Source organism: Streptomyces sp. RB17, from assembly GCF_009604455.1.
Taxonomy (GTDB): domain Bacteria; phylum Actinomycetota; class Actinomycetes; order Streptomycetales; family Streptomycetaceae; genus Streptomyces.
In genome coordinates this window covers 224,409-237,118 of record NZ_WEGL01000004.1, presented here as the reverse complement: position 1 = coordinate 237,118, position 12,710 = coordinate 224,409, and the positions used below count along the sequence as shown (strand labels likewise).

The following is a 12,710-nucleotide window of genomic DNA, read 5'->3' as shown; positions in this document are numbered from 1 at the left end:
CGGCATGCAATCCACCGGGAACCGAGTGACGCCCGGGGAGCGTCATCGTCCCCGGTGCAGTACGGGTGAATGCAGGACCGACCACATCCGTACTTCGGGGGGACCGGAAACCAGCCGCCGTTCCAGGCGCGCACGGATGCGCCTGCCCGAGGAGTAGTCGTTCGATGAGCGAGCACCGTCGCAAACCGCCGCAGCCGCAGGGAGGCGGACGTGCCGCGGCCCGACGCGGCCAGTCCGGTTCGTCCTCCGGTCGCCGTGCGGCACCGCGAGGCGCCACCGGGTCTCCAGCCGACTCCTATGGGTCCAGTTCCTATAGGTCGGGTGCCAGCGGTCCGGGAGGTGAGGAGCGTCCCTACGGCGGCCGAGCCGAGGCCCGCCGGGCGGCGCAGAAAGGCAGCCGCCGCAGAGGCGCAGACAACGCGGGCCCGGGTGGTCGGCGAGGCGGCCCGACCGGGCCCGGGCGCGGCAGAGGACGCGCGACGACGGCACCCGGCAGAAAGCGGATCATCGACTACCCCAGGGCCGACAAGTACGGCTGGCAGCGCTGGGTCCCGTCCTGGAAGCTCGTGTCGGGTCTGTTCATCGGCTTCATCGGAAGCCTGGTGGCCGTGGCGGGCATCGGGTACGCGATGGTCAGCGTGCCCGACATAGCGAAGACGGCGACGGCGCAGAACAACGTCTTCTATTGGTCCGACGGTTCGGTGATGGTCGCCACCGGCGGTGAGGTCAACCGCCAGATCATCAACTACGCGGACATCCCCAAGGAGATGCGCTACGCCGTCATCTCGCAGGAGAACAAGACCTTCGAGACCGACAGCGGCGTGGACCCGAACGGGATCGCGCGCGCCCTCTTCAACATGGCCCGGGGCGGTCAGACCCAGGGTGGCTCGACGATCACCCAGCAGTACGTCAAGAACGCCATGCTGGACGACCAGTCCCAGACCATCACCCGCAAGTTCAAGGAGATCTTCGTCGCGATCAAGGTCGGCGCCACGGTCCCGAAGGACCAGATCATGGCCGGCTACCTGAACTCGGCGTACTTCGGCCGGGGCGCCTACGGTATCGAGGCGGCCTCCCGCGCCTACTTCAACAAGGACGCCAAGGACCTGAACCCGGGCGAGTGCGCCTTCCTGGCGGCGATGCTGAAGGGTGCCACGTACTACGACCCGGCGGGCGCGACCTCGCTCGACCCGTCTGCCACTCCGGATGCGAACAAGAAGCGTGCCCTGGCGCAGATGCAGGACACCCTCGACAAGATGGTCAAGTACGGCCATCTGAGCGCCGCGGACCGGGCCCAGTACACCACTCTCCCGCAGGTGCAGAACCCGCGCTCGAACAGCCGGCTGAGCGGCCAGATCGGCTACCTGGTCGACCTCGCCAAGTCCTACCTGGTCAACAACAGCGACAAAACCGGGATCACAGCGGACAAGCTCCAGCAGGGCGGTTACCGGATCTACACGACCTTCGACAAGAAGAAGGTCAAGGAGCTCGAGACCGCGGTCACGAACGTCCAGAAGGCGAACATCAAGCCCAAGCAGCGACCGAAGACCGACACACACGTCCAGTTCGGCGGTGCCTCGGTGGACCCGTCGTCGGGTGCCATCAAGGCCATCTACGGCGGTGAGGACGCGACCAGGCACTTCACCGACAACGCCGACGCGACCGGCGCCCAGGTGGGTTCGACCTTCAAGCCGTTCGTGCTGGCGGCGGCCATGAAGTGGGGCGTGCGGAATCCGGATGGGCCCAAGGAGCAGGCTCAGGACGAGCGCACCCAGGTCTCCCCCAAGAGCATCTACAGCGGTAAGAACAAGCTCAAGATCAAGGAGTACGACGGGTCGGTCTGGACGGACAAGGACGGCAAGGAGTGGCTCCAGACGAACGACGGCAACGAGTCCGTCAATCCGCCCAGCTACAAGATCGACCTTCGTGAGGCCATGCGGCTCTCGGTCAACTCCGCGTACGTCCAGCTGGGCATGGACGTCGGCCTGGACAAGGTCGAGCAGACGGCGCTGGACGCGGGCCTCCTCAAGGGCAGCCTCGCCAGCTCCCACTTCCCGTCGTTCTCGATCGGTACCTCCGACCCGAGCGCGATCCGCATGGCCGGTGCCTATGCCACCTTCGCGGCCAGTGGCCAGCAGAACGACCCCTACTCGGTCGAAAGGGTCGAGAGCAAGGATGGGCAGGTCTTCAAGCACGAGGCAGCGCCCAAGGACGCCTTCACCCCGCTGGTGGCGGACAACGTCACCGACGTGCTGAAGACGGTGGTCGACAAGGGAACCGGTACCAACGCGCAGCTTCCGGGCCGTGAGGTGGCCGGTAAGACCGGTACCACGGACGGCAACAAGTCCGCCTGGTTCGTGGGCTACACCCCGCAGTTGTCCACCGCGATCAGCATGTTCCGCCTGGACGACAACGCGAACAACAAGCAGCGGAAGTTCCTGGAGATGTACGGGACCGGTGGCCAGGAGAAGATCCATGGTGCCTCGTTCCCGGCCGAGATCTGGCACGACTACATGGCCGAGGCGCTGCAGGGCGAGCCGGTGAAGAATTTCCCGCCTCCGCAGCCCATCGGCAAGGTGATCAACGCCGACCCGAGCCCGACGCCGAGCCCTTCGGTCACTCAGAGTCAGACGCAGAGTCCGTCGCCGAGCCCCTCGGCCAGCGAGCCGTCCACATCGCCCTCGCCGTCGGCGAGCCAGACGTGCAACGGCTGGAGCTGGAAGTGCGACACCACCGGGGGCACGAACACGGGCGGCACTGACGGAGGCACCTCCCCGTCGCCCTCCGTCACGGATACGTCCGGGACCGGAGGCAACACCCGGGGTAACGGCAACGGAGGCATCTTCGCCGGTCCGACCGGTTAGCCACCGAGCCTGACCGGTTGGCGGCCATATGGCCCGCCAAGGGTGTTTCACGTGAAACATGGGCCGCCGCACCTACCAGGTGCGGCGGCCCTCGGCGTTTTCCTAGGCGGGTACGGCAGGATGTGGCCCATGCCCAGTGCAGAGATGACGCCCGCGAGCATGCACGAGCCCGAGCCCGTGCGGCCCGCCACGGCAGAGCCGGTGCGGCCGACCAGTGAGGACGAGATCGCCCGGGCCGGCAGTGAGCTGATCGGCGGTCCCCTGGGGCGGCGCGCCCTCCTCGGGACCTCCTGGTGGACGCCCGTCCGGGTGGTCGCGCTCGTGGCCATCGGAATGTTCGCCCTCGGCCTGGTCCAGAAGGCGCCCTGCTACCACAGCGCCTGGTTCTTCGGCGCGAGCAGTCAGTACACGAAGGCCTGCTACTCGGACATCCCGCACCTCTACCAGGGTCGCGGGTTCGCCGACCATCTCGTGCCGTACTTCGACAGACTCCCGGACGACATGTCCGGCGGCATGGGCTACCTCGAATACCCCGTGCTGACCGGCGTGTTCATGGAGGTGGCGTCCTGGCTGACCCCGCACAGCGGCTCCATCCAGCACCAGGAGCAGTGGTACTGGTTCGTCAACGCCGGGATGCTGATGGTGTGCGCGGCCGTCATCGCCGTCTGCGTGGCCCGCACCCACCGCCGGCGCCCCTGGGACGGCCTGCTGGTCGCCCTGGCGCCCGCCCTCGTGCTCACCGCGACGATCAACTGGGACCTGTTGGCGGTGGCACTCACGGCCGCTGCGATGCTGATGTGGTCCCGGAGTCGTCCCGTCGCCTTCGGTGTCCTCCTGGGCCTCGCCACGGCCGCCAAGCTCTATCCCGTGTTCCTGCTGGGCCCGTTGCTCGTGCTGTGCTGGCGGGCCGGCAAGTGGCGGGAGTTCACCCAGGCCGTGGGCGGCGCGCTGATCGCCTGGCTCGTGGTGAACCTGCCGGTGATGCTCTTCGCCTTCCAGGGCTGGTCGAAGTTCTACACGTTCAGCCAGGAACGGGGCGTCGACTTCGGCTCGTTCTGGCTGATCTGGGCGCAGAACTCCACCAACCCGCCCAGCACGGGCTTTGTGAACACCGTCGCAATGGTGCTGGTGGTGCTGTGCTTCCTCGGGATCGCCGCGCTGGCGTTCACCGCGCCGCGCCGGCCGCGCTTCGCCCAGCTGGCCTTCCTGATCGTGGCGGCCTTCATCGTCACCAACAAGGTCTACTCACCGCAGTACGTCCTGTGGCTGGTGCCGCTCGCGGTCCTTGCCCGGCCCAAGTGGCGCGACTTCCTGATCTGGCAGGCCTGTGAGGTGGCGTACTTCCTGGGCATCTGGATGTACCTCGCCTACACGACCAGCGGCGACGCCCACAAGGGCCTGCCGACGCAGGGCTACCACTGGGCGATCGTGCTGCACCTGGTGGGCACGCTCTACCTGTGTGCCGTCGTCGTACGGGACATTCTCATGCCGGAGCGCGACGTGGTGCGACGGTCGGGCGACGACGACCCCTCGGGCGGGGTGCTCGACGGCGCGCAGGACGTCTTCGTGCTCGGCGCAGCAGCCCATCCGCCGCGGCACGCCGCCCACTTCGAGGGACCTCAGGTGGACTGGGGGAGACCGGAACCGCCGTCCCTCGAGGACCGTTCGCTCTGAGCGAACGCACCGTCGGAAGGCCATGAAGAAGGCCGTACACGCGGGGTGCGTGTACGGCCTTCGCGCTGTCATGGGCCTGACTCAGTGGTCCACGAGCCGGTCGAACTGCGTGGTGGTGTGCCGCAGATGGGCGACCAGTTCGTCGCCGACCTTCGGCTCCGGCGCGTCCGAGGGGACGAACAGGATCGACACCTGCATGTGCGGCGGCTCGGCGAACCAGCGCTGCTTGCCGCCCCAGACGAACGGAGAAAGGTTCCGGTTGACCGTGGCGAGGCCGGCCCGTGCGACGCCCTTGGCGCGCGGCATGACGCCGTGGAGGGCCTTCGGGGCCTCCAGGCCCACCCCGTGCGACGTACCGCCCGCCACGACCACTAGGAAGCCGTCGGAGGCCGCCCTCTGCTGCCGGTAGCCGAACCGGTCGCCCTTGGCGACACGCGTGACGTCCAGGACGGCACCGCGGTACTCGGTGGCCTCGTGGTCCCCCAGCCAGAGCCGGGTGCCGATGCGGGCGCGGAACCGGGTCTGCGGGAACTGCTGCTGGAGCCGGGTGAGGTCGTCGGCCTTGAGGTGGCTGACGAACATCGTGTGCAGCGGCAGCCGGGCCGCGCGCAGCCGGTCCATCCAGCCGATGACCTCCTCGACGGCGTCCGAGCCGTCGGTACGGTCCAGCGGCAGATGGATGGCGAAGCCCTCCAGCCGGACGTTCTCTATGGCCTGGTGCAGCTGCGGCAGGTCCTGCTCGCTGATGCCGTGCCGCTTCATCGAGGACATCACCTCGATGACGACGCGTGCGCCGACGAGGCCGTACACGCCGTCGACCGACGACACCGAACGCACCACCCGGTCGGGCAGCGGCACGGGCTCCTCGCCGCGCCGGTACGGCGTCAGCACCAGCAGGTCACCACCGAAGAAGTCCTTGGTGCGCGCGGCCTCGTAGGTCGTGCCGACGGCGAGCAGGTCCGAGCCCAGCCGCGTGGCCTCCTCCGCCAGCCGCTCGTGCCCGAAGCCGTAGCCGTTGCCCTTGCAGACCGGGACGAGGCCCGGGAACTGCTCCTGCACGTGCTTGTGGTGCGCCCGCCAGCGCGCGGTGTCGACGTAGAGCGTGAGCGCCATGGCCGGACCCGGAACCTTTCTCGTGGCTGCGGTGTATCAGAGGTGCGAAAGCTGTGAACCCTATGGAACCAAACGCCCGTGGCTCAGCGGCGCGACATGTAGATGTCGAGTGCCTTGTGGAGCAGCTTGTTGAGCGGGAAGTCCCATTCACCGAGGTATTCGGCGGCCTGACCGCCGGTGCCGACCTTGAACTGGATCAGGCCGAAGAGGTGGTCCGTCTCGTCCAGCGAGTCGGAGATGCCGCGCAGGTCGTAGACGGTGGCGCCGAGCGCGTAGGCGTCGCGCAGCATCCGCCACTGCATCGCGTTCGAGGGCCGGACCTCACGGCCGATGTTGTCCGAGGCGCCGTAGGAGTACCAGACGTGCCCGCCGACGATCAGCATCGTCGCCGCGGACAGGTTCACGCCGTTGTGCCGCGCGAAGTACAGCCGCATCCGGTTCGGGTCCTCGGTGTTGAGGGCCGTCCACATGCGCTGGAAGTACGACAGCGGGCGGGGCCGGAAGTGGTCGCGCACAGCGGTGATCTCGTACAGCCGCTGCCACTCGGCCAGGTCCTGGTAGCCGCCCTGGACGACCTCGACGCCGGCCTTCTCGGCCTTCTTGATGTTGCGTCGCCACAGCTGGTTGAAGTTCTTGTGGACCTCTTCCAGGGAGCGGTTGGCGAGCGGCACCTGGTAGACGTAGCGGGGCTGTACGTCGCCGAAGCCGGCGCCGCCGTCCTCGCCCTGCTGCCAGCCCATACGGCGCAGCTTGTCGGCCACCTCGAAGGCGCGCGGCTCGATGAGGTCGGCCTCCAGGTCGCGCAGACGCTTGACGTCCTGGTCCTGGATGCCCTTCTTGATCGTCTCGGCGTTCCAGCGCCGGATGATCACCGGCGGGCCCATCTTCACGGAAAAGGCGCCCTGCTGCTTCAGGTGCGCCAGCATCGGCTGGATCCAGTCGTCCAGATTCGGCGCGTACCAGTTGATGACCGGGCCCTCGGGGAGGTAGGCGAGGTAGCGCTTGATCTTGGGCAGCTGACGGTAGAGGACCAGGCCCACACCGACCAGTTCGCCGGTGCGGTCGTCGAACCAGCCGAGGTTCTCCGAGCGCCACTCCGCCTTCACATCGGCCCAGGCCGGAACCTGCATGTGGCTCGCCGCCGGCAGGCTCTGGATGTAGGCCAGATGTTGCTCGCGGCTGATGGTCCTCAGGGTCAGGCTCATGTCGGGGCGCTCCTCGGGCTGGTGTGTCCCCATGGGTACAGGGGCTCCGGCTCTCGCGCCGAAGCCTACTGCGCCGTGCGAGCGCCCCGACTGGGCGTACGGCTTAGAAGAGGCCGCCGAACAATCCGCCGTTCGCCATGCTGATGAGGAAACCGACCCCGGAGGCGCCCATACCGACCACCAGCCCGAAGCGCTCTCGCGTGGTCACCGAGATCCACTGTCCGTAGATGCCGACGAGCAGCCCCACCAGCCCCGTCCACGACGACAGCAGGTGCAGGCCGGCGAAGAAGGACGTGATGAAGGACAGGACGCCGAGCATGAGCGTGCCCCCCATCAGGGCGTCCTGCAGCGGACGGCGCTTGCCGTCCGTGGCGAAGAGGGAACCGGCGACGTTGGGATGCAATGCCTGTGCCATGGGCACCTCCTGCGGAAGACGGCGCACAGTAGCGCCGTACACACCCGACGTATACAGGGTGACGGTCCTCGCGGGCGGATTTCAACCGGAAGCGGGTGTGCGGGTAGTCTGTACCGTCTGCACTGGTGTCTGCCCACCCCTGTCCAGGTAACACTGCGGGATCCCTCAGAGGATCCCGATTGTCAGTGGCGGCCGATACCGTTGCGTACGCATCACAACCCTCCTGCCACGGAACGACCGTGGCCGCTGAGTCCAAAGGAGGTGGGTTCCACATGCGTCACTACGAGGTGATGGTCATCCTCGACCCCGATCTCGAGGAGCGTGCTGTCTCCCCGCTGATCGAGAACTTCCTGTCCGTCGTCCGTGACGGTGGCGGCAAGGTTGAGAAGGTCGACACCTGGGGCCGTCGTCGTCTCGCCTACGAGATCAAGAAGAAGCCCGAGGGTATCTACTCGGTCATCGACCTGCAGGCCGAGCCTGCGGTCGTCAAGGAGCTCGACCGCCAGATGAACCTGAACGAGTCGGTCCTCCGGACCAAGGTCCTCCGCCCCGAGATGCACTGAGCCTTCGCGCTCAGCTGATCTCGGGATTCGAGTAGCAGCACCAAGCAGCCAGCAGCAAACCCGCCGAGAGGTTCCCCCATGGCAGGCGAGACCGTCATCACGGTCATCGGCAATCTTGTCGACGACCCCGAGCTGCGCTTCACCCCGTCCGGTGCGGCGGTCGCGAAGTTCCGTGTCGCGTCCACTCCCCGCACCTTCGACCGTCAGACGAACGAGTGGAAGGACGGCGAGAGCCTGTTCCTGACCTGCTCGGTCTGGCGTCAGGCGGCGGAGAACGTCGCCGAGTCGCTCCAGCGAGGCATGCGCGTCATCGTGCAGGGCCGGCTGAAGCAGCGGTCCTACGAGGACCGTGAGGGCGTCAAGCGCACGGTCTACGAGCTGGACGTCGAGGAAGTCGGCCCCAGCCTGCGCAACGCCACGGCCAAGGTCACCAAGACCGCCGGTGGCGCTCGCGGTGGCCAGGGTGGTTACGGCGGCGGTGGCGGCCAGCAGGGCGGCGGCTGGGGCGGTGGCCCCGGTGGCGGCCAGCAGGGCGGCGGTGCTCCGGCCGACGACCCGTGGGCGACCGGCGCTCCCGCCGGTGGCAACCAGGGCGGCGGCCAGGCCGGCGGTGGCTGGGGCGGAGGCTCCGGCGGCGGTGGCGGCTACTCGGACGAGCCCCCCTTCTAGGTCCTCGGACCGAGGGTGGGTCGTACCCAAACTTCTTGATCACACAGGAGAAACACCATGGCGAAGCCGCCTGTGCGCAAGCCGAAGAAGAAGGTCTGCGCTTTCTGCAAGGACAAGGTCACGTACGTGGACTACAAGGACACGAACATGCTGCGGAAGTTCATTTCCGACCGCGGCAAGATCCGTGCCCGCCGCGTGACCGGCAACTGCACGCAGCACCAGCGTGACGTCGCCACGGCCGTCAAGAACAGCCGTGAGATGGCGCTGCTGCCCTACACGTCCACCGCGCGCTAAGGGAAGGGTGACCGACTCATGAAGATCATCCTCACCCACGAGGTCTCCGGCCTCGGTGCCGCGGGCGACGTCGTCGACGTCAAGGACGGTTACGCTCGCAACTACCTGATCCCGCGGAAGTTCGCTATCCGCTGGACCAAGGGTGGCGAGAAGGACGTCGAGCAGATCCGTCGCGCTCGCAAGATCCACGAGATCCAGACCATCGAGCAGGCCAACCAGGTGAAGGCCCAGCTCGAGGGCGTCAAGGTCCGTCTGGCCGTCCGCTCCGGCGACTCCGGCCGTCTCTTCGGTTCCGTCACCCCGGCCGACATCGCGTCCGCGATCAAGGCTTCCGGTGGCCCCGAGGTCGACAAGCGCCGCATCGAGCTGACTGCTCCGATCAAGACCCTGGGCGCCCACGAGACGTCCGTGCGTCTGCACCCCGAGGTGGCCGCCAAGGTCAACATCGAGGTCATCGCAGCGTGACGCTGCGCTCGGCTTGAGCAGCTGAGAGAGGGGCCGTCCCTTGCGGGGCGGCCCCTCTTCGCATGGAGTGCCGGACAACGCGGCGCGCAGGTGCTGCATGTTTCACGTGAAACCGCGACCGTGTGACTCTGCCCGTCCGCTCAGCGGGTGGCGCCGGTGACGATCCAGCGACCCGAGCGTGTACGCAGCCACAGGGTCAGCATGCGGATGGCCATCATCAGCGTCATCGCGGCCCACAGCGCGCTGAGACCGCCGCCGAGGGTGGGCACGAGCAGGGCGACCGGAGCGAACACCGCGAGGGTGACGACCATGGCCCCAGCCAGGTACGGCCCGTCGCCGGCGCCCATCAGGACTCCGTCCAGCACGAAGACGATCCCGCAGATGGGTTGCGAGAGAGCCACCATCAGCAGCGCGGGCAGCGCAGCGTCCTTGACCACGGAGTCTCCGGTGAACAGCGGCAGGAACAGCGGACGGGCGGCCACCACGAGAAGACCGAGGGCCACGCCGGTCGCGATGCCCCACTGGACCATGCGACGGCAGGCCTCACGCGCTCCTTGGACGTCGTTCGCCCCGAGATACCGGCCGATGATGGCCTGTCCCGCGATCGCTATCGCGTCGAGAGCGAAAGCCAGCAGACTCCACAGGGACAGGACGATCTGGTGGGCGGCGATTTCGGCGTCGCCCAGATGTGCCGCGACCGCCGTTGCGATCATCAGGATCGCCCGCAGCGACAGGGTGCGGACCAGGAGCGGAACGCCGGCCTGGGCCGAGGCCCGGATTCCGGCGGCGTCCGGGCGAAGCGAAGCCCCGTGCCGACGGGCCCCGCGGACGACCACGGCCAGATAGACGGCCGCCATGCCGCACTGGGTGATGACCGTACCCCAGGCCGAACCGGCGATGCCGAGCCCGGCGCCGTAGACGAGTCCTGCATTGAGGGCGCCGTTGGCGATGAAGCCCGCGACGGCGACACAGAGCGGGGTTCGGGTGTCCTGCAGACCGCGGAGCACGCCCGTCGCAGCGAGGACGATGAGCATGGCGGGGATGCCGAGCGAGGAGATGCGCAGATACGTCGTGGCATAAGGGGCGGCGGTCGTGGAGGCACCGAAGAGGTCCACGATGCCGGGGGCCAGCGGAAGGACGACGGCGATGACGGCGATGCCGAGCAGCAGCGCCAGCCAGATGCCGTCCATGCCCTGGCGGATCGCGGCCTGGAGATCGCCTGCGCCTACGCGCCGGGCCACGGCGGCGGTGGTGGCATAGGCGAGAAAGACGAAGACGCTCACCGCGGTGGTGAGCAGGGCCGAGGCAACACCGAGACCGGCGAGCTGCACGGTCCCGAGATGGCCGACGATGGCACTGTCCGCCATGACGAAGAGAGGCTCGGCGACGAGCGCGCCGAAGGCCGGGACGGCCAGCGCGACGATCTCTCGGTCGTGCCGCCGTCGGGTGGCCTGGGGTATCGCGGGAGCCTGTGTCATGAGCACTAATCTAACCGTCCACAGGTAAGTGATGCAATCACTGAGTGACCCTTACCTCTCCGCTCTGGGCGCGTCCTTTCGCGCACCGTTCGAAGCGAACGTGGCCCGACTGGGGAAGTTTTTCTTCTGCACAGCCGGTGGACGGTAAAGACGCAGGTCAACGCGATCTTGTGAGCGGGAGAGAGGGCTTGTTCACAGGGCTGTCCACCGGGTCGTGCACAGGTTTCGGTGAGTTCTCCACAGCATCCGGGCGCTCGTCCACATGGCCTGTGGATAACCAGATTGGCTGACGGTGCCGACGGGCCTACCGTTGTCCGGCGCCCGCTCCTTCCCTCGGCCCGGAAAGCGCCCTTTCCGCGGTCCGGGAAGCATCGCAAATCCGACGCGTCGGAACCGGAGCCGGGCCTCTCATTTGTCAGTGTCGTGCCGTACAAAAGAGGGCACGGCGAGGTCCGCCGTGCGGACGGGAGGAGGTGGCTCGGTGAGTATTTCCGAGCCCTTGGACGATCCGTGGGCCGATGCCGGACCCAGTGATCGTCTGCCGGCCTCCCGCCGGCGCGGTGACGGCGGCCGGGGTCGTGACGAACAGCACGACCGGGGCCGGGAGAACACCGCCTGGGATGGCGGGGGTTCCTCCTTCGAGCGGGTGCCGCCGCAGGACCTGGACGCCGAACAGTCCGTGCTGGGCGGCATGCTGCTGTCCAAGGACGCCATCGCCGACGTCGTCGAGATCCTCAAAGGCCACGACTTCTACAAGCCCGCACACGAGACGATCTACCAGGCGATCCTCGACGTCTACGCCAAGGGCGAGCCGGCCGACCCGATCACCATCGCCGCCGAACTCACCAAGCGCGGCGAGATCAACAAGGTCGGCGGGGCCGCGTATCTGCACAGCCTCGTCCAGACCGTGCCGACGGCGGCCAACGCCGAGTACTACGCCGAGATCGTCCATGAGCGGGCGGTGCTGCGCCGCCTGGTCGAAGCGGGCACGCGCATCACGCAGATGGGATACGCGGCCGACGGCGACGTGGACGAGATCGTCAACCGCGCCCAGGCCGAGATCTACGCCGTCACCGAGCAGCGCACCAGCGAGGACTATCTGCCGCTCGGCGACATCATGGAAGGCGCCCTCGACGAGATCGAGGCGATCGGCTCGCGCAGCGGCGAGATGACCGGTGTGCCGACCGGCTTCACCGACTTCGACTCGCTGACGAACGGTCTGCACCCGGGCCAGATGATCGTCATCGCCGCCCGACCCGCCATGGGTAAGTCGACGCTGGCGCTGGACTTCGCGCGGGCCGCCTCGATCAAGAACAACTTGCCGAGCGTCATCTTCTCCCTCGAGATGGGCCGCAACGAGATCGCGATGCGCCTGCTGTCCGCCGAGGCCCGGGTCGCGCTGCACCACATGCGGTCCGGCACGATGACCGACGAGGACTGGACCAGGCTCGCCCGCCGTATGCCGGACGTCTCGGCCGCACCGCTCTACATCGACGACTCCCCCAATCTGTCGATGATGGAGATCCGTGCCAAGTGCCGGCGCCTGAAGCAGCGCAACGACCTGAAGCTGGTCGTCATCGACTACCTCCAGCTGATGCAGTCCGGCGGCTCCAAGCGCGCCGAGAGCCGTCAGCAAGAGGTCTCGGACATGTCCCGTAACCTCAAGCTGCTCGCCAAGGAGCTGGAGATCCCGGTCATCGCGCTCTCCCAGCTCAACCGTGGCCCCGAACAGCGCACGGACAAGAAGCCGATGGTCTCGGACCTGCGTGAGTCCGGCTCCATCGAGCAGGACGCCGACATGGTCATCCTGCTGCACCGCGAGGACGCGTACGAGAAGGAGTCCCCGCGCGCGGGCGAGGCCGACCTGATCGTGGCCAAGCACCGTAACGGCCCCACGGCCACCATCACGGTCGCCTTCCAGGGCCACTACTCCCGCTTCGTGGACATGGCCCAGACCTGATCAGGAAGCC

At 67.7% G+C, this 12,710-nt stretch carries 11 protein-coding genes; 7 read left to right on the top strand and 4 right to left on the bottom strand.

Annotated elements, in window-relative coordinates:
• Window positions 1–164 precede the first annotated feature (164 nt).
• Window positions 165–2,864 carry a transglycosylase domain-containing protein gene (locus tag SRB17_RS19015; RefSeq protein WP_153540268.1) on the top strand — a complete coding sequence of 900 codons (2,700 nt, stop codon included), beginning with the start codon at window positions 165–167 and terminating at the stop codon, window positions 2,862–2,864.
• Window positions 2,865–2,993: 129 nt separating this feature from the next.
• Window positions 2,994–4,538 (top strand): glycosyltransferase family 87 protein, encoded by a 1,545-nt coding sequence (locus tag SRB17_RS19010; protein ID WP_194294056.1) that lies wholly within the window; start codon window positions 2,994–2,996, stop codon window positions 4,536–4,538.
• An 81-nt stretch (window positions 4,539–4,619) separates the two neighbouring features.
• Here SRB17_RS19010 and SRB17_RS19005 read toward each other — a convergent pair whose 3' ends face one another.
• The 3 genes from SRB17_RS19005 to SRB17_RS18995 all read right to left on the bottom strand — a co-directional run bounded on the left by SRB17_RS19005 (window position 4,620) and on the right by SRB17_RS18995 (window position 7,271).
• A complete protein-coding gene (locus SRB17_RS19005; RefSeq protein WP_153540264.1) occupies window positions 4,620–5,651 on the bottom strand; it encodes an alanine racemase in 1,032 nt (343 codons plus the stop codon).
• A gap of 83 nt (window positions 5,652–5,734) precedes the next feature.
• On the bottom strand, window positions 5,735–6,856 hold the full coding sequence (femX, locus tag SRB17_RS19000; RefSeq protein WP_153540262.1) for a peptidoglycan bridge formation glycyltransferase FemX: 1,122 nt from the start codon (window positions 6,854–6,856) through the stop codon (window positions 5,735–5,737).
• A 103-nt stretch (window positions 6,857–6,959) separates the two neighbouring features.
• Window positions 6,960–7,271: a hypothetical protein gene (locus SRB17_RS18995; RefSeq protein WP_153540260.1), complete on the bottom strand. Its 312-nt coding sequence runs from the start codon at window positions 7,269–7,271 to the stop codon at window positions 6,960–6,962.
• A 272-nt stretch (window positions 7,272–7,543) separates the two neighbouring features.
• Here SRB17_RS18995 and rpsF point away from each other — a divergent pair, with 272 nt between their 5' ends.
• The 4 genes from rpsF to rplI all read left to right on the top strand — a co-directional run bounded on the left by rpsF (window position 7,544) and on the right by rplI (window position 9,262).
• Complete coding sequence (rpsF, locus tag SRB17_RS18990) at window positions 7,544–7,834, top strand: 30S ribosomal protein S6 (RefSeq protein WP_043502363.1); 291 nt, start codon at window positions 7,544–7,546, stop codon at window positions 7,832–7,834.
• A 78-nt stretch (window positions 7,835–7,912) separates the two neighbouring features.
• Window positions 7,913–8,503: a single-stranded DNA-binding protein gene (locus tag SRB17_RS18985; RefSeq protein WP_153540258.1), complete on the top strand. Its 591-nt coding sequence runs from the start codon at window positions 7,913–7,915 to the stop codon at window positions 8,501–8,503.
• A gap of 57 nt (window positions 8,504–8,560) precedes the next feature.
• Complete coding sequence (rpsR, locus tag SRB17_RS18980; protein WP_003949403.1) at window positions 8,561–8,797, top strand: 30S ribosomal protein S18; 237 nt, start codon at window positions 8,561–8,563, stop codon at window positions 8,795–8,797.
• A gap of 18 nt (window positions 8,798–8,815) precedes the next feature.
• Window positions 8,816–9,262: a 50S ribosomal protein L9 gene (gene rplI, locus SRB17_RS18975; RefSeq protein WP_153540256.1), complete on the top strand. Its 447-nt coding sequence runs from the start codon at window positions 8,816–8,818 to the stop codon at window positions 9,260–9,262.
• A 140-nt stretch (window positions 9,263–9,402) separates the two neighbouring features.
• Here the strand turns inward: rplI and SRB17_RS18970 are convergent, their stop codons facing one another.
• Complete coding sequence (locus tag SRB17_RS18970; protein WP_153540254.1) at window positions 9,403–10,740, bottom strand: MATE family efflux transporter; 1,338 nt, start codon at window positions 10,738–10,740, stop codon at window positions 9,403–9,405.
• A gap of 481 nt (window positions 10,741–11,221) precedes the next feature.
• Here SRB17_RS18970 and dnaB point away from each other — a divergent pair, with 481 nt between their 5' ends.
• Window positions 11,222–12,700: a replicative DNA helicase gene (dnaB, locus tag SRB17_RS18965; protein WP_323375895.1), complete on the top strand. Its 1,479-nt coding sequence runs from the start codon at window positions 11,222–11,224 to the stop codon at window positions 12,698–12,700.
• Window positions 12,701–12,710 lie beyond the last annotated feature (10 nt).

Bases quoted from the DNA above. Each gene is read 5' to 3' on its own strand.
- SRB17_RS18995 (WP_153540260.1), bottom strand. From the start codon at position 7,271: ATGGCACAGGCATTGCATCCCAACGTCGCCGGTTCCCTCTTCGCCACG.
- rpsF (WP_043502363.1), top strand. From the start codon at position 7,544: ATGCGTCACTACGAGGTGATGGTCATCCTCGACCCCGATCTCGAGGAG.
- SRB17_RS19010 (WP_194294056.1), top strand. From the start codon at position 2,994: ATGCCCAGTGCAGAGATGACGCCCGCGAGCATGCACGAGCCCGAGCCC.
- SRB17_RS18970 (WP_153540254.1), bottom strand. From the start codon at position 10,740: ATGACACAGGCTCCCGCGATACCCCAGGCCACCCGACGGCGGCACGAC.
- rplI (WP_153540256.1), top strand. From the start codon at position 8,816: ATGAAGATCATCCTCACCCACGAGGTCTCCGGCCTCGGTGCCGCGGGC.
- rpsR (WP_003949403.1), top strand. From the start codon at position 8,561: ATGGCGAAGCCGCCTGTGCGCAAGCCGAAGAAGAAGGTCTGCGCTTTC.
- SRB17_RS19015 (WP_153540268.1), top strand. From the start codon at position 165: ATGAGCGAGCACCGTCGCAAACCGCCGCAGCCGCAGGGAGGCGGACGT.
- SRB17_RS19005 (WP_153540264.1), bottom strand. From the start codon at position 5,651: ATGGCGCTCACGCTCTACGTCGACACCGCGCGCTGGCGGGCGCACCAC.
- SRB17_RS18985 (WP_153540258.1), top strand. From the start codon at position 7,913: ATGGCAGGCGAGACCGTCATCACGGTCATCGGCAATCTTGTCGACGAC.
- femX (WP_153540262.1), bottom strand. From the start codon at position 6,856: ATGAGCCTGACCCTGAGGACCATCAGCCGCGAGCAACATCTGGCCTAC.